Here is a 23399-nt window from a genome sequence, read left to right on the forward strand (position 1 = left end):
TGGGCTCCGGACTCGAACCCCTTCCCCGCGCGGCGGTGGCGCTGGTCCTGGTCGCCGTCGCCTGGGTCTGCGTGGCGGTGTCCTTAAGGCCGACGTCGTCGTGCCGGAGGCCGCGGGCCGGTTCCGGGCATGGTCCCGGGACGAGCGGGCAGGGGGCCGAGAGGACGGGCCGATGGCGGCAGGGCCGGAACCGGCCGGCCCGGCGGCGTACCACCGGCCCCGGGAGGCGATCATGGGATTTCCGCTGCCCGACACCGTCGAAGAGCTCAAGGACCTCATCGGAGGCGAGGTCTCCGCCCTGCGCTCCGCCGTCCGCCGCAGCGCGGACCGGCCCGCCGCCCCCGCTCCCGGGGACGAGGTCACCGCCCCCGTCCAGACGCTCGCCCCCGGCCCCGCCCTCCCGGCGCGCAACGACACCGCGACGGGCTGTCTCTGCAGCACCCACGACCGCGGCGCCACCGGCACCTGCGCCGTCCTCGGCGCGATCCCCGCCTCCGCCGCCCTCCTCGAACCGGTCCACGACGAGACCGGGGCGGTACGGGACTTCCGCATCGTCGCCGGCAACCGCATCCGCTCCGCCGAATGGCTGGAGGCCCCCGACCGGCAGGTCGGACAGCGGTTCCTGGAGGCCCGGCCCGGAGCGGCGGCGACCGGCCTCCTCGCGGCGCTCACCGACGTCGTCGCCGGCGGCGGTCCGCTGGAAGGCCAGGTCGTCGACTACACCGAGCAGCGCCTGGGCCGGCTCCACCGCGCCCCGCTCCTCTACTCGGCGGCGCTCTGCGGCGAACAGGTCCTCGCGACCTGGCGGCCCGTGCAGAGCCAGACCGAACTCATGACGATCGACGCCCAGTACCTCGCCTCCCTCGGCTGGGGCAACTGGGACCTGCTGTCGGGGAAGGTGACCTGGTCGGAAGGGCTGAGCCGGATCTTCCACGCCGACATCGGGATGCCCTGGCAGCTGGACCAGCTCTGTGACGCCCTGCTCCCCGACGACCTCACCGCGTTCGCCGAGTTCCTCACCTCCGTCCTGGCCGGCGAGGAGCCCGCCTGGACCCGGATCCGCTTCCTGGTCCTCGGGGAGGTGCGGACGCTCGATCTGCTCGGGCGGCCGGTGGTCGGCACCGACGGGCGGCCGTGGGCGGTGAACCTCGTGGCCCGCGACCTCACCCCACAGATCCGCAGCCGCCGCAGGCTCGCCGAGACGGAACGCGAGTCCGACCGGCTCCGGCGCCAGACATGGGCGGAGCGACGGGTGGCCGACGCACTGCGCGAGGCCCTGCTGCCGACCCACTCCGAGGCGCTGGCGGCGGTCGGTCTGACCGTGGCGGCCTCGTACGGGCCGGTCGAACCGGACGCGGCCGTCGGAGGCGACTGGTACAAGTGCCGCCTCCTGTCCGACGGCCGGGTCCTGGTCGCCATCGGCGACGCCGCCGGCCACGGCCTGGACGCGGTGGCCCGCATGTCCCAGCAGCGCCACGCCCTGGCCGGTCTCGCCCAGACCGGAGCGTCCGCCGGCGAGATCATGACCTGGCTCAACGAACTCGTCTGCAGCGACTCCTCGGAACAGACCGCCACCGTCGTCGCCGGTCACATCGACGACGCCCGCAACCTGCACTGGGCCGACGCCGGCCACCCCGCGCCCATCCTGCTCCGCGACGGACAGGCCCAGCCCCTCCACACGGGCAAACGCGGCCCGCTGCTCGGAGCCCTGCCCGGCTACGCGTACGAGACCACCACGACCTCCCTGCGCCGGGGCGACCTCCTGCTCCTCTACACCGACGGCATGGTCGAACGCCGGGGAGAGGACGTCACCAAGGGCATCGACCGCCTCGCCCGCCTCGTCGCCCGCTCGCCGGACGCGGCACCCCAGGACCTGATCGACGCCATCCTCGCCGACCCCGACCAGGCGGGCCACGAGGACGACGCCTGCATGCTCGCCGTCCGTCTCGACTGAGCCGACCCCGCCGCCGCGTCGTCCGTCAGGGCCCGCCGAGCCCCGGGGCGCCCCAGACCGGGAACCACCGCTCCATGTCGGGCTCCATCGGGAGGTCGCCCGCGAGCAGCCCTCTGACCTGGAGCTCAAGGGCGTTGTCGCGGGTCTCGGCACGTTCCGCGCGCGGCGCGAAGGGGTAGAAGGTGCCGCGCTTGTAGAGGTACACGAGCGCGAGGTCCCGGGCCCGGCGAGGGCCGCCCGCCGGGCCCTCCGCCCGTCCGTCGCCCCCCAGCCCGCCGTCCGCCCCCGGACCGGCTTCCGCTCCCGGCCCGTCCTCCGCCCCCGGGGGACGGAACGCGGTCAGCGAGCAGAGCAGGTTCGGGCCGAAGCCGGCCTCCTCCAGGAGCGCGTTGACCGCGTGCAGGTCGTTGACCAGCGTGATCAGGTCCTCGGCGGGACGCCGTACCGTGAGCCAGGTGTAGCCGTACGCGTCCGAGCCGTACGTCACGGGGTACGCGTCCGCAGCCCCGCCCCGGTCGGCCGCGGCCACCGCCTCGACGTCGAGGAGGTCACGTACCTCCTCCTTCAGACGTGCGAACGCGCCGCCCTCCACCGTCGCGAAGCACACCGATCCGGCGCCGGCCGGCACGAAGCCCGTACCGGCCCGGAGGGTGAGAGCGGCGGCCGGCAGCCCGAAGAGCCGGTCCAGGTCCGGCCGCACCGGCCGGTCGCGCCCGAGGATGCTGTCGAGGAACCCCACCGCCGTCACGCCTCACCGAGCCGCGCCGAGATCCGCGCGAGCTGTTCGAGCCGCTGTTCCAGGGGCGGGTGGGTGGAGAGCAGCCGGCTCAGGGTCTCCCTGGAGGAGAAGGCGGGCGCGAACCAGAAGGCGTTGTACGGCTCCGCCTTGCGCAGGTCCTCCGTCGGGATCCGGGCCATCTCGCCGCTCACCTTGGTCAGCGCGGAGGCCAGCGCCGAGGGGCGGCCGGTGAGCAGCGCGGCGGCACGGTCGGCGGACAGCTCCCGGTAGCGGGACAGCACCCGGGTCAGCAGGAAGCTGACGACGTAGACGGCGGCGCTGACCACGGGGACGAGGATCAGGGCGATGCCCGCGGTGCTGTCCCGGCTGCGGCCGAGACCGCTGTAGAGCGCGACCCGCGTCATCATCCCGGCGAGGACGCCGAGGAAGGACGCGACGGTCATGACCGCGACGTCCCGGTGAGCCACGTGCGACATCTCGTGCGCGAGGACCCCCTCCAGCTCCTCCGGCTCCAGGCGCCGCAGCAGGCCGGTCGTGACGCAGACCAGCGCGGTCCTCTCGCCGCGACCGGTGGCGAACGCGTTCGGCACGTCGCTCTCGGCGATCGCCACCTTCGGCTTCGGCATGTCGGCCAGCGCGCAGATCCGGTCCACGGTGCCGTGCAGTTCGGGCGCCTGCTCGCGGGTCACCTCGCGGGCCCCCATCCCCAGCGCGGCGATCCGGTCGCTGAACCAGAACTGCCCGACGAACAGCGCGCCCGTGATCAGCAGGATGACGGGCCAGGAGCCGCGCAGCAGCACCAGCAGGACGCCGACGAAGACCACGTACAACAGGCCGATGAGGAACATCGTCGTCGCCATGCGGGTCGCGAGCCCCCGGTCGGGGGCATAGCGCGAGCGGGACGAGGACCGGCTTCCGGACATCCGCGCACCCTCTTCCACACGTGGGCGGGACCGGCCGGACCCGGGCCGGGGCAGGCCTTCCGCCCCCTTCTGCCAGTGTGCTCCCGCGTACGCCGGAACGGGGGCGGGGCGGGCGACGCCGGGTACGATCCCGGGGGTCCGGCGGCCGCGCGTGCGCGACGGACGCACACACGTGACCGTTCGAGGGGGACCACATGACGGGGCGAGGGACCATAGCGATCGAGCCCATGGACGGAGCGGCCGCGGTGCGGGCCCAGGACGCGTTCAGGCTGGTCTACGCCGAAGCCTTCGCCGGCCCTCCGTACCACGAGACCGGGGACGGCGTCGCCGCCGCCTTCCGCCGCTTCCCCGTCCAGGCCGGCGACCACGGCTTCCGCGCCGCCCTGGCCCGCGCCGGGGACGGCGCGCCGATCGGCATGGCGTACGGCAGGCCGCTCCCGCCCGACGCGGTGTGGTGGGACGAACTCACCGAGCCCGTGCCCGACGCCATGCGGCGCGAGGACGGGCGCCGCACCTTCGGGCTCATGGAGCTCGCGGTGCGCGGGCCGTGGCGCGGACAGGGCGTCGCGCGGGGCCTGCACACGGCGCTGCTCGACGGGATCGGTGCCGAGCGGGTGCTGCTGAACGTCCACCCGGAGAACCGGGCGGCGACGGCCGCCTACCGGGCGTGGGGCTACCGCAAGGTCGGCGAGACACGGCCGGGAGGCGGAGCCGCGGACCTCCACGACGTGATGCTGCTCGACCTGCCCGGCCCGGCCTGACCCGGGAGCCACGCCTCAGGGGAGCAGGCGGTCGCTCAGGAAGGCCAGGATCTCGTCCCGGGCCCGGACCGTGGGGTGGCCGGCCTCGTCCACGAGGTGGGCGGTGACGACGCTGTGCGGCGTACCGACCTGCTCGGCGAAGAACGGCGGGGGAGCGGGGTTCGCCGCGCCGTCCGGGAGGACACGGCCGTCGAAGGCGTCCCCGAGCAGCGCGCGGTACGCGGCGAAGCGGCGGCCCGTGCACCAGCGGTCGCCCTCGAAGCGGTAGGAGAGGACGGTCAGTCCGTCGCGGGCCACCCGCTCCCGGATCGCACGCGCGTCCGCCTCGTCGAGTTCGAGGCCGCCGGGGTCGTCGAGGGGCAGGGAGGGGTGGTTGACCACGGGCGCGATCACGGCCGGCTCCAGGGCCATGGTGAGGGCGAAGTTGCCGGTGAAGCAGAGGCCGATCGCGCCGACGCCCGGGCCGCCGCACTCGGCGTGCGCCCGGCGCGCCAGACCCCGCAGCCACACCGTGACCGGGCTCGTACCGCCCCCGGCGAACGCCCGGAACTCCGCGCTGACACACGCCCGCCGGACCACCTCCATGCCCCCTTCGAGCGTGGGGAAGGCGCCGTCGGTCCCGAAGAGGGACGGCACGTGGACGGTGAAGCCGGCGTCCCGCACCCAGCGGGCGAGGCGCAGCACGTCGGGACTGATGCCGGGCATCTCGGGCAGGACGACGACGGCGGGCCCGGAACCGGCCGTGTGGACCGTCTTCACCACGCCGTCCACGTCGACGAGGCGGTGGTCGAAGTCGTCGATCGGATCGGCGGCGGGAAGCGGATCACCGGTGGGAGTCGGATCGTCGGCGGGAGAAGTCATGGGCACAGCGTGGCCCGTCGGCCGGGCACCGGGTGAGGGGCGAGATCGCCGACTCCACCGGTAATCTCGCCACCATGAGTGCGCTGCGCGTCGGTGTCCTGGCCTATCCGGACTGCTTCGCGTCCGAAGTCTTCGGCGTGCCGGACCTGTTGACGATGGCCGGGCACGTCGCGGGACCGGGCGGTCCCGGCTACCGCGTGTCGGTCGTCTCGCCGCGCCGCCGGGTCACCGCCTCCGGCGGCGCACGCCTCGACGTCGGCCCGCTGCGCGAGGTCGACGTCCTCGTCGTACCGGGCTTCGAACTGCTCCCCGACGCGGACCTCGACGCACGGCTCGGCGCCCTCGCGCCCGAGATCGCGGCGATCCGAGCGCACTTCGCCACCGGCACCGCCGTCGTCTCCCTCTGCGTCGGCGCGTTCCTGCTGGCCGACGCCGGGCTGCTCGACGGGCGCCGCGCCACGACCTCCTGGCTCCACGCGGACGCCCTGTCCCGGCGCCGCCCGGCCGTCGACGTCCGGCCCGAAGAACTCGTCGTCACCGACACGGGGGTGACGACCACGGCCGCCTTCAGCGCCATGTACGACTTCGCGCTGGACCTGATCCGCCGGCACGGCGGGCCCCGCGTGGCCCGCGCCACCGCCCGCCTCGCCCTCGTCGACGACGCCCGCACCTCGCAGGCCCCCTACGTGGACGCCCGGCTCCTCCCGCAGCCCGGCCACGGGTTCTCCGAGCGGGTCATGCGCCACCTCGACCAGCACCTCGCCGCCCGCTACGACCTCCCGGCCCTCGCCGCCGCCTTCGGCGTCAGCACCCGGACCCTACTGCGCCGCTTCGCCGCCGAGACCGGCCGCACCCCCCTCGCCCACCTCCAGTCCTCCCGCGTCCGCCGCGCCCGCCACCTCCTGGAGACCACCGACCGCACCGTCGCCGCCGTCGCGGCCTCCGTCGGCTACCGCGACCCCGGCACCTTCACCGCCCTCTTCACCCGCCACACGGGCCGTCCGCCGAGCGCCCACCGCGCGGCCTTCCGTTCCCGCCGGGCAGCGGAGACGTGAACGACAGGGGGCAAAGAGGCGTTCTGCCAAGGGAGTTGCAGGAGCGCTGCGATACGTTGACGGCGTGACCGACATCGAATCGCGCATCGACACCTCCCGGCCGCACACCGCCCGGATATGGAACTACTGGACCGGCGGCAAGGACAACTACCCGGTCGACCGGGAGGCCGGCGACCGGATCCGCGAACTGCACCCCGGCATCGGGGAGTATGCGAAGGCGGACCGGCTGTTCCTGGGGCGGGCGGTGCGGCACCTGGCCGAGCAGGAGGGCATCCGGCAGTTCCTGGACATCGGCACGGGGCTGCCGAGCGCCGACAACACCCACGAGGTCGCCCAGCGGGTCGCCCCCGACGCGCGGGTCGTGTACGTCGACAACGACCCGCTCGTGCTCGCGCACGCCCGCGCCCTGCTGGTCGGCACGCCCGAGGGCCGCACCGACTACCTGGACGCCGACCTGCGGGACGTCGACACGATCCTGGCCGCCGCGGCGAAGACCCTCGACCTCTCGCGGCCGGTCGCGCTGATGCTGCTCGGGGTCGTCATCTTCGTCGAGGACGACGAGGAGTCGTACGCGATCGTCCGCCGCCTGATGGACGCGCTCGCCCCCGGCAGCCACCTCGTCCTGTCCCACACGGTCACCCACCCCGACATGCCGGACGTCGACGCGGCGGTGGCGTTCTGGAACGAGCACGGCACCCCGAAGCTCACCCAGCGCACGCCCGAGGCGATCGCCCGCTACTTCGACGGCCTGGAGCTGCTGGAGCCCGGAGTGGTGTCCTGCTCCGCGTGGCGGCCGCGGACGCCGACGCCGGACGTCGCGATGTACGCCGGCGTCGGCCGCAAGGCGTGAGGGCGCGGGGCTACGGGGTCAGCCAGCCGCGCAGGAGCCTGCTCACGGCGGGCATCGCCACGTAGGTCATCAGCACGTTGAAGACGCAGGCGACGACCGCGCTGCTCAGCAGGAGGGGGAGCGCGGTGAGGCGGGGGACGAGGAAGAGACTGCCGAGCACGGAGATCGGGTAGATCGCCAGGGTCGCGCTGATCGCCATCTTCCACCGGGGCGGCGCGGGCCGGGTCGAGCCCGGCTTGGCGAACCAGGTCTCCATGCCGGTGAGTTCGCGCCGGGCGATCTCGGTGTGGTGGTGGCCCTCGCAGTCGGCGAACCAGGCGGCCCGCTCGGGGGACCCCTGCCAGGCCCGGCAGGCCTCCGCGTTCCGGAAGCGGTGGACGAGGAACCAGGGGGCGTCGCCGCCGGAGGAGCGGAAGAGGCCGTGCCCGAGGTGACCGGGAAAGCCGGCCGCCGTGTCGAGGATGCCCTTCGCCCACAGCTCGAAGGCGGCTTCGTACCCGGGCTCCACCCGGCGGGCTATCAGCAGGGTCACCTCGCCGGTGTCGGCGGGGACGGTGGTGTGTTCAAGGCCGGCCACGGTCATGGGCACTCCTCATGATCACGCCGCGCCCGTGCCCACTCTACGCCGGTCCGCCGGTCCGCCGGTCCGCCGGTCCGCCCGTCCGCCGAGCCGCCGGTTCGCCAGTCCGCCGAGCCGCCGGTTCGCCAGTCCGCCGAGCCGCCGGGAGCGGCCCGGAGGGGTGGTCGCTCCTTCAGCGCATTCGGTGCCGGGCCGCCGCGCGGCGTCGGAGCGGGCCGACGGGTTCGGGATATCAGTGGTCGCAGACGGCGGTCGGCGGTGACCGCCCTGTCCGGAAAGGCGGGAGCCCGGTGACCGTCAAGGCCATCCCCGAGGGATATCCGCGCGTCACGCCGTACCTCTGCGTCGACGGGGCCGCGGAGGCGATCGACTTCTACGTCTCCGTGCTCGGGGCGACCGAGCGGATGAGGATGCCGGCGCCCGACGGCACGATCGGCCACGCCGAGCTGGAGCTCGGGAACGCGCTCGTCATGCTCGCCGACGAGTTCCCGAGCATGGGCTTCCGCTCGCCGAGGACGGTGGGCGGCACGCCCGTCACCCTGCACGTGTACGTCGAGGACGTCGACGCGGTCTTCGCCGAGGCCCTCGCCCGGGGCGCCACGGAGCTGTCACCGGTGAAGAACGAGTTCTACGGCGACCGCACCGGACAGTTCGAGGACCCCTTCGGACACCGCTGGAACATCTCCACGCACGTCGAGGACGTCTCCCCGGAGGAGATGGAGAAGCGGGCCGGGGAGGCCGTGCGGGCCATGGAGTTCCCCCGGGACGGCGACTGAGCCGCCCGCCTTCCGGGCCGGTTCACCGGACCCGGAAGGTGGCCATCATGCCCATGGCCGAGTGGTCGAGCATGTGGCAGTGGTACACGTAGTCGCCGCGGAAGCCGTCGAACGTCATGTGCAGCTTCACCGTCTCGCCCGGCATGACCCGCACCGTGTCCTTCAGACCCGCCTCGGTCGGGCCCGCGGGCCGTCCGCCGCGTTCGAGGACCCGGAACTGGACCAGGTGCACGTGGAAGTTGTGCGGGGCGCGCTTGTTGGTGTTGGTGACGTTCCAGATCTCGGAGGACCCGAACGCCACGGTGGTGTCGACGCGATCGGGGTCGAACAGCCGCCCGTTGACGAACCCCCGGGGGTCGGGGCGCCCGTCCTCGTCCATGCTGAGCTCGATGTGGCGGGTGACGGCGGCCCTGGGCAGCGCGGCGGCGGGCGGCAGCGTCCGCAGGACCGCGGGGACGCGGCTGGGGTCGTCGGCGGTGCGCACGACGTCGAAGCGGAGCACCCGGCCGACCTGCTCGGGCCGGCCCGGCCCGGTGTTGGCGAGGACCAGCCGGGTGCCGACGGGGTGGCGGGAGAAGTCGACGACCACGTCGGCGCGTTCCCCGGGCGAGAGCGTGAGCACGGGCACGGCGACGGGGCGTTCGAGCAGGCCGCCGTCCGAGCCGATCTGGATGAGCGGAGTGCCGTCGGACAGGCTCAGCGAGAAGAGCCGCAGGTTGGAGCCGTTGAGCAGCCGGAAGCGGTACTTGCGGGCCGCGACCTGGAAGTACGGGGTGGGCTTGCCGTTGGCGAGGATGGTGGTGCGGTTCCGGTCGCTCATCGTGTACGCCAGCTGTCCCCGCTCGTCGAAGCGGGCGTCGCGGATCGTGACGGGCACGTCGTACCGGCCCTTGGGCAGCGGAAGGCTCTGTTCGAGGTCGTCCGTGAGCAGATAGCCGCCGGACAGGCCGCGGTAGACGTGCTCGGCCTCCATGTGGTGGGCGTGGTCGTGGAACCAGAGCGAGGCGTGGGGCTGCCGGTTGGTGTACACGTACGTCCGCGCGGTGCCCGGGGCGAAGACGTCCATCGGGTTGCCGTCGGAGCTGGGCGGGACGCTCCCGCCGTGCAGGTGGACGGTGACGGGCATGTGGAGGCCGTTGTGGTGGCGGACGAGGACGCGGCGCCCGGAGCGGGCGTGGATGACGGGGCCGGGAAAGTGCCCGTCGTAGGTCAGGACGTCGCTGGCGACGCCGGGGAGGATCTCGGCGGTGGACTTGCGGATGGTCAGCTCGTAGCAGTCCACGTCGCCGGTCGAGGAGAGGGGGCGCAGCACGGGCGGGACCGGCATGGCCGTGGTGAAGGCGGGCGGTGTGGAGGCGGACGCGGGGCGGGGGCCGCCCCGCGCCGCGTGTGCCTCGCCCCCGGCGAAGGCGCCGGGGGCGAGGAGCGGGAGGCCCGCGGCGGCGAGGGCCCCGCCGAGCACGCTGCGACGGGTGATCATCGACTTCCTCCCGGAGATGGGGCGCCACCGGGCCGTCGGCGGGCGCTGTGATCCAGGTCTAACCGAGAGCGGGAGGAACCGCACACGGCGACGGCGCCCCCGCGGCCCGCGACACGCCGTCACGGGGCGGCCCGCCGCGCGCGGTTCCTGCTTCGTGGCCGGTTCGGCCGGGCGCCCCGGCCCGTCGCCGTCTTCCGCGAACTCGGGGCGGACCAGGTACTCCGTGCGGGGAGGGCCGGGCCGGGGACCCGGCCCCGGCGGGAAGGCGGTGCGCGGGACGGAGGACGTCGTCACGGGAAGGCGGTGCCCGGGACGGAGAGCGTCGTCAGCCGGTCTTCGCCAGGCCCGTCGCCCGGCCGTCCGCGTCCCGGACGACCTCCAGGACCTCGTCGACGGCGGCGCGGTCGATCGGCCCGAACACATGGGGGAAGAGGGTCTCCTCGGGGACGCCGGGCGGCGGGGTCGGCGCGGCGGCCTCCCACTCCGTCCTGGCGGTGAGCCGGTTCTCGTCGAGGAGGAGCACCAGGAGGGGGCCGGAGCCCCGGAAGTAGGCGTCGACGACGGCGAGCGTGGTCGGCTCGTCGGGGGAGCAGTGGACGAAACCCTCCTCCGTGAGGGAGGCGGGGGCGTACGGCTCCTCCGGACGGGCGGACCATTCGGTGGGCGTCACCACGTGGTAGATCATGTTCCGGTTATAGCAGGGGCGCTCGGCGCCCCCGGAACCGCTCACCAGGTGGGCCCGGCCTCGATCAGCAGGTCCCGGACCCGGGTGACGTCGGGGTTGTCGGGGCGCCCCGGACGCTGGACGAGGTAGCCGGTGTTGAGGGGCGGATCCTCCGGTTCGTGGAGGGCCACCAGCGCGCCGGAGGCCAGTTCGGCCTGGCAGAGGTAGCGCGGCAGGACGCTGAAGCCCGCTCCGGCGACGACGGCGGCGAGCACCCCGCGCAGGTCCGGGACGGTCACGGCGGCGGGGCGGGTCAGCCGCGCCCCGAACACGTGCCGCCAGTAGCGGCGGGCGATGGGCAGGTCCTCGGCGTACGCGACCAGGGGGACGGGGTACAGCGCCGTCGGCCCCTCCAGGGCCAGTCGCCCCCCGACGCGGTCGGCCCAGCCGGGGGCCGCGACGAGGACGAACTCCTCGTCGGTCAGCGGTACGGCGGTCAGTGCCCGCCCGCGCGGCCGGAAGGTGGCGATCACCAGGTCGTGCCGGCCCGCGCGCAGCTCGTCGAGGAGCGGCTCGGTCAGGCCCGGACTCACCCTCAGCCGTACGCCTTCGGCCGCCAGCGGGGCGAGGGCGGGCAGGACGCGCGCGCAGAGCAGTTCGGCGGGGCCCGCCAGATGGACGGGAGCGGCCCGCTCGTGGGGCGCGGCCTCGCGCCCGGTCACCGCGGCCAGCGCGTCGAGGGGCCCGGCGACCCGGGCGGCGAGGTCGTCGGCGACGGCCGTCGGGGCGACGCCGCGCGGCAGCCGCTCGAAGAGCTCGCGGCCCGTCTGCCGCTCCAGGGCGCGGATCTGGGTGGTCACCGTCGGCTGCGACAGACCGAGCAGCCCCGCCGCCGCGGTGAACGAACCGGAGCGGTGGACGGCGAGGAACGTCCGCAGCAGGTTCAGATCGGTCACCGGCTGCACCACGCCGTCGGAATCCCCGTGTCTCACCCGCCCCAGCCTATCGACCGGGTGAGGGGAGGGCGGTTTCTCCCCGGAACGTGCGCCGGTACGCCAGCGGGGAGACGCCGATCGCCGCGTGGAGGTGCTGGCGCAGCGAGGTGCCGGTCGTGAAGCCCGCCCGGCGCGCGACCTCGTCCACGGCGAGGTCCGTGGACTCGAGGAGGTGCCGGGCCCGGGCCACCCGCTGCTGGATCAGCCAGCGGCCGGGGCTCATGCCGACCTCCTCGTCGAACCGGCGGGCGAAGGTCCGCAGGCTCATCCGGGCGTGGCCGGCGAGCTCGCCGAGGGTGAGCGGCTCGTGCAGGTTCTCCAGCGCCCACTGCCGGGTCGCCGAGGTCCCGTTCGCGGTGGCCTCCGGCACGGGCTGCTCGATGTACTGGGCCTGCCCGCCGTCCCGCCAGGGCGGTACGACGCAGGCGCGCGCCACGTGGTTGGCGACGGCGGTGCCGTGGTCCTTCCGCACGAGGTGCAGGCAGGCGTCCACGCCCGACGCGGCGCCCGCCGAGGTCAGCACGTCCCCGTCGTCGACGAACAGCACGTCGGGGTCCAGGGCCACCTGCGGGAACCACTGGCGGAAGACGGCGGCGAGCGCCCAGTGCGTGGTGGCGGGACGGCCGTCCAGCAGCCCGGCGGCGGCCAGGACGAACGCGCCCGTGCAGATGGACACGAGGCGCGCCCCGGCGGGCACGGACGCCAGCGCCTCGGCGACCCCGGCGGGGAGTTCGCGGGAGAGGAGGGACATGTCGAAGGGCGGAAGGACCACGGTGTCGGCCGTGCGGAGCGCCTCGGGGCCGTGCTCGACGGCCACCGAGAAGTCGGAGTTGGTGCGGACGGGCCCGCCGTCCACCGAGCAGGTCAGGACCTCGTAGTGCTCGGCCGCCGACTCGAACACGCGGCTGGGGATGCCGAGTTCGAAGGGGTAGACGCCGTCCAGGGCGAGGACGACGACGCGATGACGGTCCCCCGTGACAGGGCTCATGGCAGGATCCCTTCGAAAGATGGCGTTCGTGCCATGGTAGGCGGAGGGGCGGGCGACGAGGCTCGGACGCATGACGAACCACCCCACGATGCGCGCCATCAGCCAGGACACCCACGGCACCGTCGAGGTCCTCCAGGAGGTCGTGGTCCCGCGGCCCGTGGCCGGTCCCGGCCGGATCCTCGTCGCCGTCCGCGCGGCCGGCGTCAACCCGACCGACTGGAAGCACCGCGCCGGCCCCCTCTTCCTCGACCGCCTCCCCCTCGTCCTCGGCTGGGACGTCTCCGGCGTCGTCGAGGCCGTCGGCTACGGCGTGACCGTGTTCAAGCCCGGCGACGAGGTCTTCGGCATGCTGCCGTACCCCCACGGCGTGGGCGCTTACGCCGAGTACGTGACCGGACCCGCCCGCGCCTTCGCCCACAAGCCGGCCGGGATCGACCACGTGCGGGCCGGCGCCCTGCCGCTCGCCGCCCTCACCGCGTACCAGGCGATCGTCGACACCGCCGGGGTCGGACCCGGGCAGCGGGTCCTGATCCACGCGGCCGCCGGCGGCGTCGGCCACCTCGCCGTGCAGATCGCCAAGGCGCGCGGCGCGTACGTCATCGGCACCGCCAGCGCCCCGAAGCACGCGTTCGTCCGCTCCCTGGGCGCGGACGAGGTCATCGACTACCGCACCACCGACTTCGCCGAGGCCGTCCAGGACGTCGACATGGTCCTCGACCCGATGTCCGGCGACACCCGCACCCGCTCCCTCGACGTCCTGCGCCCCGGCGGCACGCTCGTCTCCCTCCTCCCGCCCACCGACCCCGACGAGCCGGCCCGGGCGGCCGCGAAGGGCGTCCGCGTCGAGACCCTCCTCGTCGAGGCCGACCACGCCGGGATGAACGCCATCGCCGCCCTCGTGGCCTCCGGCGCCCTCCGCCCCCACGTCGAGGCCGTCTTCCCCCTCGCCGAAGCCGCCGAGGCCCACACGCTCGGCGAGACCTGCCGCACCACCGGCAAGCTCGTCCTCACGGTGGACGGCCCCTGAGCCCGGCTCACGGGGCCCGTGTTCCAGACGCCGTGAAGACGGGAATCGCCAGGAAGAAGCGGTCCGCGGCGGCGCGGGCGGCCTGATCGGCCGTCCAGGCCGCCGCCTGTTCGGGGGTGACGGCCCCGGTCCGCGCCGCCGCCTCCGCCAGGCCCGTCGCCAGGGGGAGCAGACGGGCGTCGGTGAGGACGGCGGTGGAGACCTCCACCGTCACCTCGACGAAGCCGTGGTCCAGGAGCAGACCGCGGAAGCGGCGCGCGACGCGCGGTCCGGCGACCAGGTCGGCCCGCGCGTGCACGATCGTCCGCGTCAGGGCGCCGTCCTCGGCGTCGAGGACACAGGTGTCCCAGTCCTGCCCGATGAACACGGCCCGCCCGCCCGGCGCGAGGACCCGGCGCGCCTCCGCGAGCGCCGCCCCCGGATCGGGCAGCTCGTGCAACACCTTGTCCGCGCGGTACGCGTCCCACGCGCCGTCCTCGTGGGGGAGCGCCGTCGCGTCGGCGACGGCGAACGCGCGCCCCGGGTGACGGCGGCGGGCCGCGGCGATCATCTCCTCGTCCCGGTCGACCCCGGCGGCGAAGGCCCCGAGCGCACCGGCCTCCGTGACGGCCAGGCCGCCGCCGCAGCCCACGTCGAGCAGACGGACACCCGGGGCCACCCCCAGGAGTTCGTACGAGCGGGCGCGCAGGGCGGCCGCCCCCGGGACGCGGTCGACGGCGTCGAGGACGGCGAGCAGGGAAGGACCGTGGTCGGGGCCCGAGGGGGCCGCAGGAGTGTCGGACGTGTCGCGGCCCGAACGGGCCGTAGGCGTGATGGACATGACGCCCACGCTCGTGGTTAATGCCGACATGAAGTCAAGCGGTACGTCCCCGAAGCCTCTGGCGCCGCCCGGGCCTCTGACGCCTCCCACACCCTCGATGTCTCCGACACCTCCCACGATGAGCATCGGCGAACTCGCGGGCCGGTTCGGACTCGCCACCCACGTGTTGAGGCACTGGGAGTCAGCGGGACTCCTCGCACCCGCCCGCGACCCCCATGGCCGCCGCCGCTACGACGACGGCCACGTCACCCGCGTCGCCGTCGTCCTCCGGGCCAAGCGGGCGGGCCTCGCCCTCGACGACATCCGGGAGCTGCTGCGGGCCGGCGACCCGGCGGCCCGCCGGCGGCGGCTCGAAGCCCACCGGGAGGAGCTCCGGCGCCGGATGGCGGAGGCGCGGGCCTGTCTCGACCTGGTCGAATGCGCGCTCGGCTGCGCCCATGACGACCTCGCCGACTGCCCCCGGTTCCAGGACCTCGTGGCCGCCACGGCCGAGGGCCGGGACCTCCCGGACGCGACCGGTGCCGAAAGGCCTACTCGCTGGTACGGTCCCTGACCTACCGGTGCTCCACGGGGGGCCGCCGGAACCGGGAGGGGCGGAGCCATGGCACGACGGACGGGCGGGGTGCTCCCCGAGGGGCTGGCCGAGGCGATACGGGGCACCGCCGACGACATCGCGGCGGTCCTTCGCACCGGGGCGCCGGCCCGCGCCGGGGACGTCGCGCGGCTCCCCGTCCCCCGCTCCACCTGGACGGTCGGCGAGGCCGCCGCCCACCTGGCACAGGCCAACGCCCTCATGGCCGACCTGGCCGCCGGGCACGAGCGCCCCTACGGCGACGGCACCCCCGGCAGCCTGGCCGAGGCCAACGAACGCGCCCTCGCCGGATTCGGCGAGCGGTCGCCCGGCCCGCTCGCCGAGATGATCACGGCCCGGGCCGCCGCGTTCCTCACCGACGTCGAGGAGCGCGACCCGGCCGAGCGGCTCTCCACGCCGCTCGGCCCCATGGCTCCGGCCGTCCTCGGCTCGTACCTGCTGACCCACATGCTCGGCCACGGCTACGACCTCGCCCTGGCCGTGAAGCGGCCCCACATGCTCGACGCGCGCCGGGTCGGGCTCACCCTGCCGTTCATGATCGAGGCGATGCCCCGGGTCGCCGACCCGGCCGCCGTCGCGGGACTGACCGCGAGCTTCGCCGTACGGCTCCGGGGCGGTCCGGGCTTCGGCGTCACCGTCACGGACGGCGCGGTCCGGACCGGCCACGAGCCGCCGGCCCGTCCCGACTGCACGATCCTCACGGAGCCGGTCGCCTTCCTCCTCCTCGGCCTCGGGCGGGTCGACCCCTGGCCGGTGATCGCGCGCGGCAAGGCGCTCGGCTGGGGCCGCAAGCCGTGGCTGGCACCCCGCTTCCCCCGCCTCTTCCGCGCCCCCTGACCCGTCCCCGCGCGTTCCCGTCGCGGCCGATGGATCCTGGAGGTATCGGAAGGGGCCGCACCCCGATTCCGCGCGGCCCGGCGATGCGAGGAGGCGGACCATGAGCCGCACGCTGGAATGGACGGTCGGCCTGGAACTGACCGAGGACAGCGGCAGGACGAAGGCCGAGGCCCGGCTGAGCACCGGCACCTCGACCCTCACGGGCCACGGCTCCGCGCGGTGCAACCCGGCGGACGTGGACGTGCCGGCGATCGGCGACGAACTCGCCGCGAGCCGGGCGATGAAGGACCTGGCGGGCAAGCTCATGCGGGAGGCCAACCGGGAGATGGAGGCGGTGGGCGCCGGGACCGTGCCGCAGCACACCGGCCCCGGGTACGGCTGGCCGGAGGCGGTCTCCTGACGGAACCGTCACCCGCACCGGGAGCCCGCGGGACCGTGACGGCCCCGCCGGGCTCCCGGCACGTGTCCGAGCCGCAGCCGCGGGGGAAAGCCGCCGGCCGGGGCGTCCTGCCGGTCGGGGACGACCCGCCGGGCCGGGACGACCCGCCGGCACCGAAGCGATCGAAGTGGCCGCCCGTCGGAGTGGCCTGACGTGTCCGCCCGGCCCGTTCAGGCCCTGATCCGCCGGACTGGACCTAAGGCGTGCCCCCGCCCTCCTCGTACGTCATCCGGTCCACGACCTCCACCACCCCGTCGACCGTCTCGCACAGGCGGACCAGGATCGGGCCGAGGCCGGGGCGTTCCAGGGTGCCGCTGAGCGTCACCCGGCCCTCGTCGACGTCGATGTGCACCGCCGAGGGGGAGAGGCGCAGGATGCGGACGATCACGTCCTCGCGGATCTCCTCCTGGATCGAGCGGTCCCTCCGCAGGAACAGCTGGAGCAGATCGCTGCGGCTGAGCACCCCGATCAGCCGGCCGTCCGCGTCCACGACGGGGAGCCGCTTCACCCGGTGCCGTTCCATCAGGCGGGCGGCCTCGACCGCCGTCCAGGAGGGCCGGGCCGTCACGGCCGGGCTCGACATCATGGCCTCGGCCGTGCTCGGTCCGTCCTTGGCCGTGTGCCGCCGCAGCAGGTCCGCCTCGGAGACGACGCCCACCGGCCGGTTCTCCTCGTCGACCACCGGGACCGCGGTGATGCCGTACTCGTCGAGGAGCCGCGCGATCTCCTTGAACGACGTCCCGCGCTGTACCGCGACCGCGGTGGGCGTCATCAGGTCCGCGACACTGCGGTGCCTCATCGTCCGTTCCGTCCCTTCGGCGTTCCGGATTCCATGATCCCGCACCGCGGCTCCTCGCGGCGCGAGGGGGCCGAGGGGCGGCCGGAAACGCGGCGGGAAACGCGGCGGGAAACGGGGGGCGACAGGGGCTTGTGAGCATGACACGACCGTGGTTACCTCCGGTAAGTCGTCGTCGCGCCACGGAAGAAGGACCCCCATGCCCTCTCCCCGCACGTCCGGGACCCGCCGCTTCCTCGGAGCCCTCGCGGCCTCCCTCGCCCTCGTCACCGCGTCCGCCGGCGCCGGAACCGCCTCCGTCCCGGGACCGGCCGCCTCCCCCGCCGGGCTCGAGGAGGTGATGTTCGTCGGCAACAACTGGGACGGCACCGCCGACGTCATCGCCTCCCGCGGCGACTTCCACCGCGTCGGCCGCGTGAACGTGATCCCCGACAAGGAGGAGCGCCTCCGCGAGATCTACCTGAACCCCGTCAGGCTCGCCTTCTTCCTCGGCGTCCGCAGCGGTCCGGGCGAGGGGCACGACCAGTTCGTCGACGACATGTACGCGACCCCCGACGGCTCCGCCATGGTGGTCTCCCGTCCCAGCTTCGCCGACGTCGTCTCCCTCGACCTGAGGACCGGACGGATCAACTGGCGCTTCCCCGTGGCCGGGTACCGCGCCGACCACATGGCCGTCTCGCCCGACGGCACCCGCGTCGCGGTATCCGCCTCCACCGCGAACACCGTGCACGTCCTGGACGTCGCGACGGGACGCCAACTGGGCTCCTTCAAGACCGGCGACAAGCCCCACGAGAACGTCTTCACCTCCGACGGCCTCCTCTGGAACATGTCCATCGGAGAGGTCACCACCGCGCTCGACGCCCCCTGGCTCGACTGGAGCAAGGGCGACCGGAAGATCACCGTCGTCGACGCCGACACCTTCGAGACCGTCCGCGTCATCGACATGCGGACCCGCCTGGACGCCTTCGGGCGCGGCGACCTCTCCGACGCCGTCCGCCCGCTCGTCTTCACGCCGGACGAGAAGAAGATCTACTTCCAGGTCTCCTTCTTCAACGGCTTCCTGGAGTACGACGTCGACTCCGACCGCATCACCCGCCTCAAGAACCTCCCCGGCAACCCGGCGACCGACCCCGACCGCACCACCTGGGTCAACGACTCGCGCCACCACGGCCTCTCGATCAGCCCGGACGGCGACAAGCTCTGCGTCGCCGGGACGATGGACGACTACGCCACCGTGGTCGACCGCGCCACCCTCCAGGAGGGTCCGCTCGTCCCGGCCTCCAAGCCCTACTGGGCGACCGTGAGCGGCGACGGCCGGTCCTGCGTCGTCTCCGAGAGCGGCGCCGACCGGGTCACCGCGATCGACTTCGCCACCGGCAGGCGGGTGGCGAGCGTGGACGTCGGCGACCACCCCCAGCGCGTGCGCCTCGCCCGCGTCCCCGCCGACTGGACCGGCCCCACCGGCGGCTGAGCGCCGCCGAGCCCCCTCACCCCTCGAAGGACATCGTGAAGAGAACCCTCCTGGGGGCCGCGCTCGCCGCGGCCCTCCTGGCCGCCGGAACACCGGCCGCACCCGCCTCCGCGACCGCACCCGCCCCGGCGGGGCCCGCCCTCGCCGCCGACTGGCAGCCCCCGCTCCGTACCCAGGGCCGCTACATCGTCGACGCGAACGGTGACCGGTTCAAACTCAAGTCCGCCAACTGGCACGGCGCACAGGGCTCGTGGACCGGCTCGGGCGACCGGGCCGACCCCGCGAACCACAACGCCGGCGAGAAGTCCGACCAGATGCCCCTCGGCCTCGACCGCGCGCCGGTCGCGACGATCCTCTCCGACTTCCACGCCCTCGGCATCAACAGCGTCCGCCTGCCGTTCTCCAACGAGATGGTCCACGACCAGAGGCCCGTCCCCGACGCCGCCGTGGCCGCCAACCCGCAACTGCGCGGCAGGACCCCGCTCCAGGTCCTCGACGCGGTGATCGCCGCCACCACCGCCGAGGGCTTCGCCGTCGTCCTGAACAACCACACCAACACCTCCCGCTGGTGCTGCGGCCTCGACGGCAACGAGCGCTGGAACACCAGCCAGTCCACCGCGCAGTGGGAGGACGACTGGCTCTTCATGGCCAGGCGCTACCGGGAGAACAAGCGGGTCGTCGGCGCCGACCTCTACAACGAGGTCCGGCGCACGATCACCGACGACGCCAACTGGGGATGGGGCGACTCCCACGACTGGTGGACGGCCACCCAGCGCCTCGGCGACCGGATCCTCACCGAGGCGAACCCCGACCTCCTCGTCGTCGTCGAGGGCATCAACTGGCAGGGCATCCCCACGGACATCACGCCCCACTGGCGGCCGACCCTGGAGCCCGCCCGTACCCTCTCCCACACCCTCGTCGCCTCGGACAAACTCGTCTACTCGGCCCACTTCTACGGCTACACGGGCCCGAACCACACCGGCGCCACCGGCACCGGCGAGACCCACGACCGGCGCTACCAGGAACTCTCCCGCGACGAGCTCTTCGCCACCCTGCGCCGCCAGGCCTTCTTCGTCGCCGCCGACACCGGCAGGCACTACACCGCGCCCGTGTGGATCAGCGAGTTCGGCATCGGCGCCGACGAGACGAACCCCCAGGCCCGCGCCTGGTTCGGCAACTTCGTCGACTACCTCGTCGCGAACGACACCGACTTCGCCTACTGGCCGCTCGTCGGCTTCACCGGCCACGGACGGTGGAAGCTCCTCGACTACGACACCGAGGGCCGCCGCTCCGGCATCCTCGACGGCGACGACTGGCGCGCGGCCGACTGGCGGCGGCTCGTCACCGCCCCCGCCCTCACCGGACCCGTGCCGGCCGCCGAGACCTGGGACATGCTGAACCTCGACCACGCCGACGCCGTGCAGTCCCTCCGCACCCGCGCCGGGGGCGACTGGGACCCCGGCGCCCGCAAGGGCGTCTGCCCCGACGGGCAGCGGCTCGTCGGCCTCGCCCACCGCGACGGCCGCGGCCTGTGCACCGACGCGGGAGCCGCCCGGCTCGCCGACCCGGCGGGCGGATCCACCGTCGTGACCGACGAACGGTACGTCAAGGAGGGCGACTGGGCCGGTGGCTACACCAAACTCCAGTGCCCCCGTGACCGGTTCATGACCGGCTACAGCGTGCGCGGCCAGGCCGTCTCCGCCGTCCTGTGCGCCGCCGCCTCCCGCGCCCTGCCGGTGACGGGCCGCACGGTCTGGTTCGACCGCGGTGACAACCGCCCCGCCGGGGAGCCCGGCGGCGAGTTCGCCCAGGGCAACTACAAGGGTCAGTGCGCCACCGGGGAGTACGCGGCCGGGATCGCCTTCACCGGCGCCTGGGCCAAGGGGAAGACCCCCGACGCCCTGCTCTGCCGCACTCTCTAGAGACCCGGGCACGCGAGAGGGGGCCCGCCGGATCCGATCCGGCGGGCCCCCTCCTCCGTACGCTCAGGACCTGTTGACGACCACCTCGTAGAGCGAGTAGCCCCAGTCCGTGGCCCGCTTCACCCCGTGGACCCGCACGTAACGGGCCGGCTGCGAGGCGAACTCGGCCGTGTCGTAGCCGCCGTCGCCCGCGTCCGTGGACCACACGTTCCGCCAGGTCGTCCCGTCGTCCGACAGCTCGATCCGGTACGCGCGCGCGTAGGCCCGCTCCCAGTCGAGCGTGACCCGGCCGACCCGGCGCACCGAACCCAGGTCCACCTGGAGCCACTGGTCGTCCGACCACTCGCTGGCCCAGCGGGTCCCCGTGTCGCCGTCGACGGTGAGCCCCGGCGAGAAGTTCACGAAGGGGTTCCACCACTGGGTGGTGGAGGCCGACACCGGCTGCCCGGCCGCCAGGTTCACCCCCGGCTCGTGGTCCTCGGTCCGCTTCCAGGTCGTCAGGTACGACTCCGCGCCCCGCGACAGCTCGTCCACGACGCTCTGGCCGCCGGGGGTGAGCCGGATCTGCTCGACCCAGTCCGGCACGAGACCGTTGTGCGCGGCACCGTCGACGTTCAGGTCCCAGGTGCGCTCACCGGTGACCTGGCGGTCCAGGACCGAGCCCCCATCGAAGCTGCGGAAGGGGTACTTCACCGCGTTCGGCGCGTCCGCCCCGACCGGGCCCGGCCAGCCGCCGACCCCGTTCATGTCCGTTCCGTAGCCAAACCCGACCCCGTACTTCTTCCGCAGCTCCGCCTTCTGCGCCGCCTCGCCGACGAAGCCCTGGGCGGCGTGCATGTACGAGGCGGCGAAACCGCCGAGGCGGTAGAGCCGCTCGGTCCAGTCCAGGTCCATCCAGCTGTGGCTGGAGATGACGCCCGGGTACTCCTCGGCCTCCAGGATGTCGAGGGCGCGCCCGGCGGCCTTGACGCTCATGTGGTCGAGCTCCAGCATCATCCCGCGCTGGATCATGCCCTTCAGGGCGTACTCCCCGAGCCGCGTGAGGCCCCGGGTGTTGCACTTGGCGTCGGAGGCGTACGAGGGGACGCTCACCCCGGCCGGCAGCTTCTCGGCCATCGCGGCCGGCGCGGCGGCGAGACCGATCGGGTTGTCGTGCTGGGGACCCGCGCACTTCTCGGTGGCCCAGAAGGTGCCCGTGGACAGGAACTGGCCGATGTTGACCGCGACGCCCGTCGTCCCGCTGTCGAAGCGGACGCCGCAGAGCGCGTTGTCGAACTTGTGGCAGAGGAACATGCTGCGCACGCCGAGCGCGTACAGCTCGTCGAGCCCCTTGTCGATGTCCGCCTGGCCGCACTGGGCGACGTCGAGGACCTGCTTGCAGCCGAAGGGCTCCGAGGTCTCCACGCCGAGGACGACGGCGAGCTTGCCCTGCTGGATCACCGAGCGGGCCTGGTCGGCGCTGGTGACGATCCGGAACCAGCCCTTGCCGGGGCCGCCGTACATCCCGTCGACGTAGTCCTGCAGCTCGTACGTCTTCCGTGCCTCCAGACGGATCGCCGTCATCTCGTCGCAGGTGCGGTCCCGAGGCAGCAGCGAGCAGATCAGTCCGTTGGTCACCAGGTCGTTGACGAGGACCCGCTGCCCGCCGCGCCAGGCGCGCTCGACCCAGGCGTAGTAGTTCTGCTGGTGGCTCAGCGAGTCGTGGGCGGGCCAGTCCTTGAACGTGGGCCAGCCGACCGGGTCGTGCTTCCCGTTGTCACCGCCCGTGAGGTGCTCGAAGAGCGCCCCCGAGCCGTCCGGGTAGTGCTCGGGGCAGTCCTTGAGGGCGTCGGCGACGCCCGCCTGCGAGAACGTCGCCCCGCAGATCATCCGGCCGCCGAAACCCTCGTTGGACATCAGGTGGTTGTGCGCGTCGACGAACCCGCGCACCTTCCCCTGGGCGTCCGTTCCCTTGAACGGCTCACCCGTGACGTTGATCTGCGAGTCGGGCGCCGGCCGGGACGTGGCTTCCCACCACGCCCCGCCGGCGGCGGCGGGAACCGGAGCGGAGCCGAACAGCACCGCGGCGAGGGCGAGGAACAGCGCCAGGAGGGCGGATCCGCCGCCGGCCCTGCGCGAGAAAGGTCGAGTCATGTTCTGCGATGCCTCCGGACGGTGGGGGTGTACCGGGCGCCCCGAGGATCGCGTTACCGGAGGTACGAGTCAAGAGTCCGGGTCACATGACCTGATGAAGGGCAGCGGAAGCCCGCCCCCTGTTCAACCTCCCATCAAGGCCACCAGTTGATCCGCCGTCAGGTCCAGGTGGTCGGCGGCCGCGCGCGGATCGCCGAGGACCAGGAACTGCAGGGTCAGTCCGTCGATCGCCGCCGCCAGGTACCGCGCGAGCACCTCCACCGGCACCCGCGGCTCCCGGCCCCGCACCCCGACCTGCTCGATCAGCGCCGCCGCCGACGCCACGTACTGCTCGTACTGGGCGCGCGCCAGATGCTCGAAGCCGGGCTCCCGCAGGGCGTACTGGGTGAGGTCGTACGTCAGCATGTGCTCGCCCGGGTGGGCCGTGACGTGGTCCCAGTACGTCTGCAGGGCACCCCGGACGGTCTCGCGCAGCGTCGCACCCGGCTCGACCGCCGACATCACGCGCGTCACGTAATTGCCCGTGATCGTCTCGATCGCGGCTTCGAGGAGCGCCTGCTTGGAGTCGAAGCAGTAGTGGAAGACGCTCAGCGAGACCCCCGCCTCGGCACAGATCGACCGGGTCGTGGTCCTGGCGACACCGTCCCTGGTCATCGCCCTGATCGCCGCCTCGACCAGCTGCCTGCGTCGTTCGGCCGACGGCATCCGCGCCATGGTTCCTCCTCGTGTCCGGCGC

General features: G+C 73.9%; 23 protein-coding genes. 11 read left to right on the forward strand and 12 right to left on the reverse strand.

Going from position 1 to position 23399, the window contains the following annotated elements; all coding sequences use genetic code 11:
- Positions 1 to 232 precede the first annotated feature (232 nt).
- Positions 233 to 1954 carry a PP2C family protein-serine/threonine phosphatase gene (locus ACIGW4_RS07695; RefSeq protein WP_399579045.1) on the forward strand — a complete coding sequence of 574 codons (1722 nt, stop codon included), beginning with the start codon at positions 233 to 235 and terminating at the stop codon, positions 1952 to 1954.
- Between the two features lie 25 nt (positions 1955 to 1979).
- On the opposite strand, the gene ACIGW4_RS07700 is transcribed toward ACIGW4_RS07695, so the two are convergent.
- Together ACIGW4_RS07700 and htpX are read right to left on the reverse strand one after the other, a co-directional pair.
- Positions 1980 to 2693 (reverse strand): hypothetical protein, encoded by a 714-nt coding sequence (locus ACIGW4_RS07700; protein WP_399579048.1) that lies wholly within the window; start codon positions 2691 to 2693, stop codon positions 1980 to 1982.
- A 5-nt stretch (positions 2694 to 2698) separates the two neighbouring features.
- A complete protein-coding gene (gene htpX / locus ACIGW4_RS07705; protein WP_399579050.1) occupies positions 2699 to 3616 on the reverse strand; it encodes a zinc metalloprotease HtpX in 918 nt (305 codons plus the stop codon).
- Positions 3617 to 3810: 194 nt separating this feature from the next.
- On the opposite strand from htpX, the gene ACIGW4_RS07710 reads away from it, so the two are divergent.
- Complete coding sequence (locus tag ACIGW4_RS07710; RefSeq protein ID WP_399579052.1) at positions 3811 to 4377, forward strand: GNAT family N-acetyltransferase; 567 nt, start codon at positions 3811 to 3813, stop codon at positions 4375 to 4377.
- A 15-nt stretch (positions 4378 to 4392) separates the two neighbouring features.
- On the opposite strand, the gene ACIGW4_RS07715 is transcribed toward ACIGW4_RS07710, so the two are convergent.
- The gene (locus ACIGW4_RS07715) at positions 4393 to 5238 is read right to left on the reverse strand and encodes a dienelactone hydrolase family protein (protein ID WP_399579055.1); all 846 of its coding nucleotides are present in this window, start codon (positions 5236 to 5238) and stop codon (positions 4393 to 4395) included.
- Positions 5239 to 5312: 74 nt separating this feature from the next.
- Here ACIGW4_RS07715 and ACIGW4_RS07720 point away from each other — a divergent pair, with 74 nt between their 5' ends.
- Together ACIGW4_RS07720 and ACIGW4_RS07725 are read left to right on the forward strand one after the other, a co-directional pair.
- The gene (locus ACIGW4_RS07720; protein WP_359590663.1) at positions 5313 to 6293 is read left to right on the forward strand and encodes a helix-turn-helix domain-containing protein; all 981 of its coding nucleotides are present in this window, start codon (positions 5313 to 5315) and stop codon (positions 6291 to 6293) included.
- Positions 6294 to 6357: 64 nt separating this feature from the next.
- Positions 6358 to 7143: an SAM-dependent methyltransferase gene (locus tag ACIGW4_RS07725; protein WP_123458472.1), complete on the forward strand. Its 786-nt coding sequence runs from the start codon at positions 6358 to 6360 to the stop codon at positions 7141 to 7143.
- Between the two features lie 10 nt (positions 7144 to 7153).
- Here ACIGW4_RS07725 and ACIGW4_RS07730 read toward each other — a convergent pair whose 3' ends face one another.
- Positions 7154 to 7726, reverse strand: a complete 573-nt coding sequence (locus ACIGW4_RS07730) for an antibiotic biosynthesis monooxygenase (protein WP_399579059.1) — start codon at positions 7724 to 7726, stop codon at positions 7154 to 7156.
- A gap of 287 nt (positions 7727 to 8013) precedes the next feature.
- Between ACIGW4_RS07730 and ACIGW4_RS07735 the strand changes: the two genes are divergently transcribed.
- Positions 8014 to 8499 (forward strand): VOC family protein, encoded by a 486-nt coding sequence (locus ACIGW4_RS07735; protein WP_399579061.1) that lies wholly within the window; start codon positions 8014 to 8016, stop codon positions 8497 to 8499.
- 22 nt (positions 8500 to 8521) lie between these two features.
- On the opposite strand, the gene ACIGW4_RS07740 is transcribed toward ACIGW4_RS07735, so the two are convergent.
- From ACIGW4_RS07740 to ACIGW4_RS07755, 4 genes are all read right to left on the reverse strand, one after another.
- Positions 8522 to 9979: a multicopper oxidase family protein gene (locus ACIGW4_RS07740; protein ID WP_398713793.1), complete on the reverse strand. Its 1458-nt coding sequence runs from the start codon at positions 9977 to 9979 to the stop codon at positions 8522 to 8524.
- Positions 9980 to 10304: 325 nt separating this feature from the next.
- A complete protein-coding gene (locus ACIGW4_RS07745) occupies positions 10305 to 10664 on the reverse strand; it encodes a DUF952 domain-containing protein (RefSeq protein WP_398713795.1) in 360 nt (119 codons plus the stop codon).
- A gap of 41 nt (positions 10665 to 10705) precedes the next feature.
- On the reverse strand, positions 10706 to 11635 hold the full coding sequence (locus tag ACIGW4_RS07750; protein WP_398713797.1) for a LysR family transcriptional regulator: 930 nt from the start codon (positions 11633 to 11635) through the stop codon (positions 10706 to 10708).
- Between the two features lie 10 nt (positions 11636 to 11645).
- The gene (locus tag ACIGW4_RS07755) at positions 11646 to 12626 is read right to left on the reverse strand and encodes a GlxA family transcriptional regulator (RefSeq protein ID WP_123458466.1); all 981 of its coding nucleotides are present in this window, start codon (positions 12624 to 12626) and stop codon (positions 11646 to 11648) included.
- A gap of 88 nt (positions 12627 to 12714) precedes the next feature.
- Between ACIGW4_RS07755 and ACIGW4_RS07760 the strand changes: the two genes are divergently transcribed.
- Positions 12715 to 13653 carry an NADP-dependent oxidoreductase gene (locus tag ACIGW4_RS07760; RefSeq protein WP_398713830.1) on the forward strand — a complete coding sequence of 313 codons (939 nt, stop codon included), beginning with the start codon at positions 12715 to 12717 and terminating at the stop codon, positions 13651 to 13653.
- 7 nt (positions 13654 to 13660) lie between these two features.
- On the opposite strand, the gene ACIGW4_RS07765 is transcribed toward ACIGW4_RS07760, so the two are convergent.
- Entirely contained in the window at positions 13661 to 14473 is an 813-nt protein-coding gene (locus ACIGW4_RS07765; protein ID WP_399579063.1) for a methyltransferase domain-containing protein, read from the reverse strand.
- Positions 14474 to 14591: 118 nt separating this feature from the next.
- Here ACIGW4_RS07765 and ACIGW4_RS07770 point away from each other — a divergent pair, with 118 nt between their 5' ends.
- The 3 genes from ACIGW4_RS07770 (at position 14592) to ACIGW4_RS07780 (ending at position 16302) form a co-directional block, all read left to right on the forward strand.
- Positions 14592 to 15026 carry a MerR family transcriptional regulator gene (locus tag ACIGW4_RS07770; RefSeq protein ID WP_398713800.1) on the forward strand — a complete coding sequence of 145 codons (435 nt, stop codon included), beginning with the start codon at positions 14592 to 14594 and terminating at the stop codon, positions 15024 to 15026.
- Between the two features lie 48 nt (positions 15027 to 15074).
- Complete coding sequence (locus tag ACIGW4_RS07775; RefSeq protein ID WP_399579064.1) at positions 15075 to 15902, forward strand: maleylpyruvate isomerase family mycothiol-dependent enzyme; 828 nt, start codon at positions 15075 to 15077, stop codon at positions 15900 to 15902.
- 100 nt (positions 15903 to 16002) lie between these two features.
- Entirely contained in the window at positions 16003 to 16302 is a 300-nt protein-coding gene (locus ACIGW4_RS07780; protein WP_030692230.1) for a DUF1876 domain-containing protein, read from the forward strand.
- 235 nt (positions 16303 to 16537) lie between these two features.
- Here ACIGW4_RS07780 and ACIGW4_RS07785 read toward each other — a convergent pair whose 3' ends face one another.
- The gene (locus tag ACIGW4_RS07785) at positions 16538 to 17140 is read right to left on the reverse strand and encodes a CBS domain-containing protein (protein ID WP_123458464.1); all 603 of its coding nucleotides are present in this window, start codon (positions 17138 to 17140) and stop codon (positions 16538 to 16540) included.
- 196 nt (positions 17141 to 17336) lie between these two features.
- On the opposite strand from ACIGW4_RS07785, the gene ACIGW4_RS07790 reads away from it, so the two are divergent.
- Together ACIGW4_RS07790 and ACIGW4_RS07795 are read left to right on the forward strand one after the other, a co-directional pair.
- Positions 17337 to 18608 carry a YncE family protein gene (locus tag ACIGW4_RS07790; RefSeq protein ID WP_398713803.1) on the forward strand — a complete coding sequence of 424 codons (1272 nt, stop codon included), beginning with the start codon at positions 17337 to 17339 and terminating at the stop codon, positions 18606 to 18608.
- A gap of 35 nt (positions 18609 to 18643) precedes the next feature.
- Positions 18644 to 20530, forward strand: coding sequence for a glycoside hydrolase family 5 protein (locus ACIGW4_RS07795; RefSeq protein ID WP_399579066.1), 1887 nt, complete (start codon positions 18644 to 18646; stop codon positions 20528 to 20530).
- Between the two features lie 63 nt (positions 20531 to 20593).
- Here ACIGW4_RS07795 and ACIGW4_RS07800 read toward each other — a convergent pair whose 3' ends face one another.
- Both ACIGW4_RS07800 and ACIGW4_RS07805 read right to left on the reverse strand, forming a co-directional pair.
- Entirely contained in the window at positions 20594 to 22663 is a 2070-nt protein-coding gene (locus ACIGW4_RS07800; protein ID WP_399579069.1) for a discoidin domain-containing protein, read from the reverse strand.
- A 123-nt stretch (positions 22664 to 22786) separates the two neighbouring features.
- On the reverse strand, positions 22787 to 23377 hold the full coding sequence (locus ACIGW4_RS07805) for a TetR/AcrR family transcriptional regulator (protein ID WP_123458460.1): 591 nt from the start codon (positions 23375 to 23377) through the stop codon (positions 22787 to 22789).
- Between the last annotated feature and the right edge of the window lie 22 nt (positions 23378 to 23399).

Origin of the sequence: Streptomyces sp. NPDC053513 (genome assembly GCF_044544765.1) — a bacterium.
GTDB classification, from domain to species: Bacteria; Actinomycetota; Actinomycetes; order Streptomycetales; family Streptomycetaceae; genus Streptomyces; species Streptomyces litmocidini.

What these genes read in the sequence shown, in the direction of transcription:
- ACIGW4_RS07695 (WP_399579045.1), top strand. Translation starts at nt 233, where the DNA reads ATGGGATTTCCGCTGCCCGACACCGTCGAAGAGCTCAAGGACCTCATC.
- htpX (WP_399579050.1), bottom strand. Translation starts at nt 3,616, where the DNA reads ATGTCCGGAAGCCGGTCCTCGTCCCGCTCGCGCTATGCCCCCGACCGG.
- ACIGW4_RS07710 (WP_399579052.1), top strand. Translation starts at nt 3,811, where the DNA reads ATGACGGGGCGAGGGACCATAGCGATCGAGCCCATGGACGGAGCGGCC.
- ACIGW4_RS07715 (WP_399579055.1), bottom strand. Translation starts at nt 5,238, where the DNA reads ATGACTTCTCCCGCCGACGATCCGACTCCCACCGGTGATCCGCTTCCC.
- ACIGW4_RS07720 (WP_359590663.1), top strand. Translation starts at nt 5,313, where the DNA reads ATGAGTGCGCTGCGCGTCGGTGTCCTGGCCTATCCGGACTGCTTCGCG.
- ACIGW4_RS07730 (WP_399579059.1), bottom strand. Translation starts at nt 7,726, where the DNA reads ATGACCGTGGCCGGCCTTGAACACACCACCGTCCCCGCCGACACCGGC.
- ACIGW4_RS07740 (WP_398713793.1), bottom strand. Translation starts at nt 9,979, where the DNA reads ATGATCACCCGTCGCAGCGTGCTCGGCGGGGCCCTCGCCGCCGCGGGC.
- ACIGW4_RS07745 (WP_398713795.1), bottom strand. Translation starts at nt 10,664, where the DNA reads ATGATCTACCACGTGGTGACGCCCACCGAATGGTCCGCCCGTCCGGAG.
- ACIGW4_RS07755 (WP_123458466.1), bottom strand. Translation starts at nt 12,626, where the DNA reads ATGAGCCCTGTCACGGGGGACCGTCATCGCGTCGTCGTCCTCGCCCTG.
- ACIGW4_RS07760 (WP_398713830.1), top strand. Translation starts at nt 12,715, where the DNA reads ATGCGCGCCATCAGCCAGGACACCCACGGCACCGTCGAGGTCCTCCAG.
- ACIGW4_RS07765 (WP_399579063.1), bottom strand. Translation starts at nt 14,473, where the DNA reads ATGTCCATCACGCCTACGGCCCGTTCGGGCCGCGACACGTCCGACACT.
- ACIGW4_RS07770 (WP_398713800.1), top strand. Translation starts at nt 14,592, where the DNA reads ATGAGCATCGGCGAACTCGCGGGCCGGTTCGGACTCGCCACCCACGTG.
- ACIGW4_RS07775 (WP_399579064.1), top strand. Translation starts at nt 15,075, where the DNA reads ATGGCACGACGGACGGGCGGGGTGCTCCCCGAGGGGCTGGCCGAGGCG.
- ACIGW4_RS07780 (WP_030692230.1), top strand. Translation starts at nt 16,003, where the DNA reads ATGAGCCGCACGCTGGAATGGACGGTCGGCCTGGAACTGACCGAGGAC.
- ACIGW4_RS07785 (WP_123458464.1), bottom strand. Translation starts at nt 17,140, where the DNA reads ATGAGGCACCGCAGTGTCGCGGACCTGATGACGCCCACCGCGGTCGCG.
- ACIGW4_RS07790 (WP_398713803.1), top strand. Translation starts at nt 17,337, where the DNA reads ATGCCCTCTCCCCGCACGTCCGGGACCCGCCGCTTCCTCGGAGCCCTC.
- ACIGW4_RS07800 (WP_399579069.1), bottom strand. Translation starts at nt 22,663, where the DNA reads ATGACTCGACCTTTCTCGCGCAGGGCCGGCGGCGGATCCGCCCTCCTG.
- ACIGW4_RS07805 (WP_123458460.1), bottom strand. Translation starts at nt 23,377, where the DNA reads ATGGCGCGGATGCCGTCGGCCGAACGACGCAGGCAGCTGGTCGAGGCG.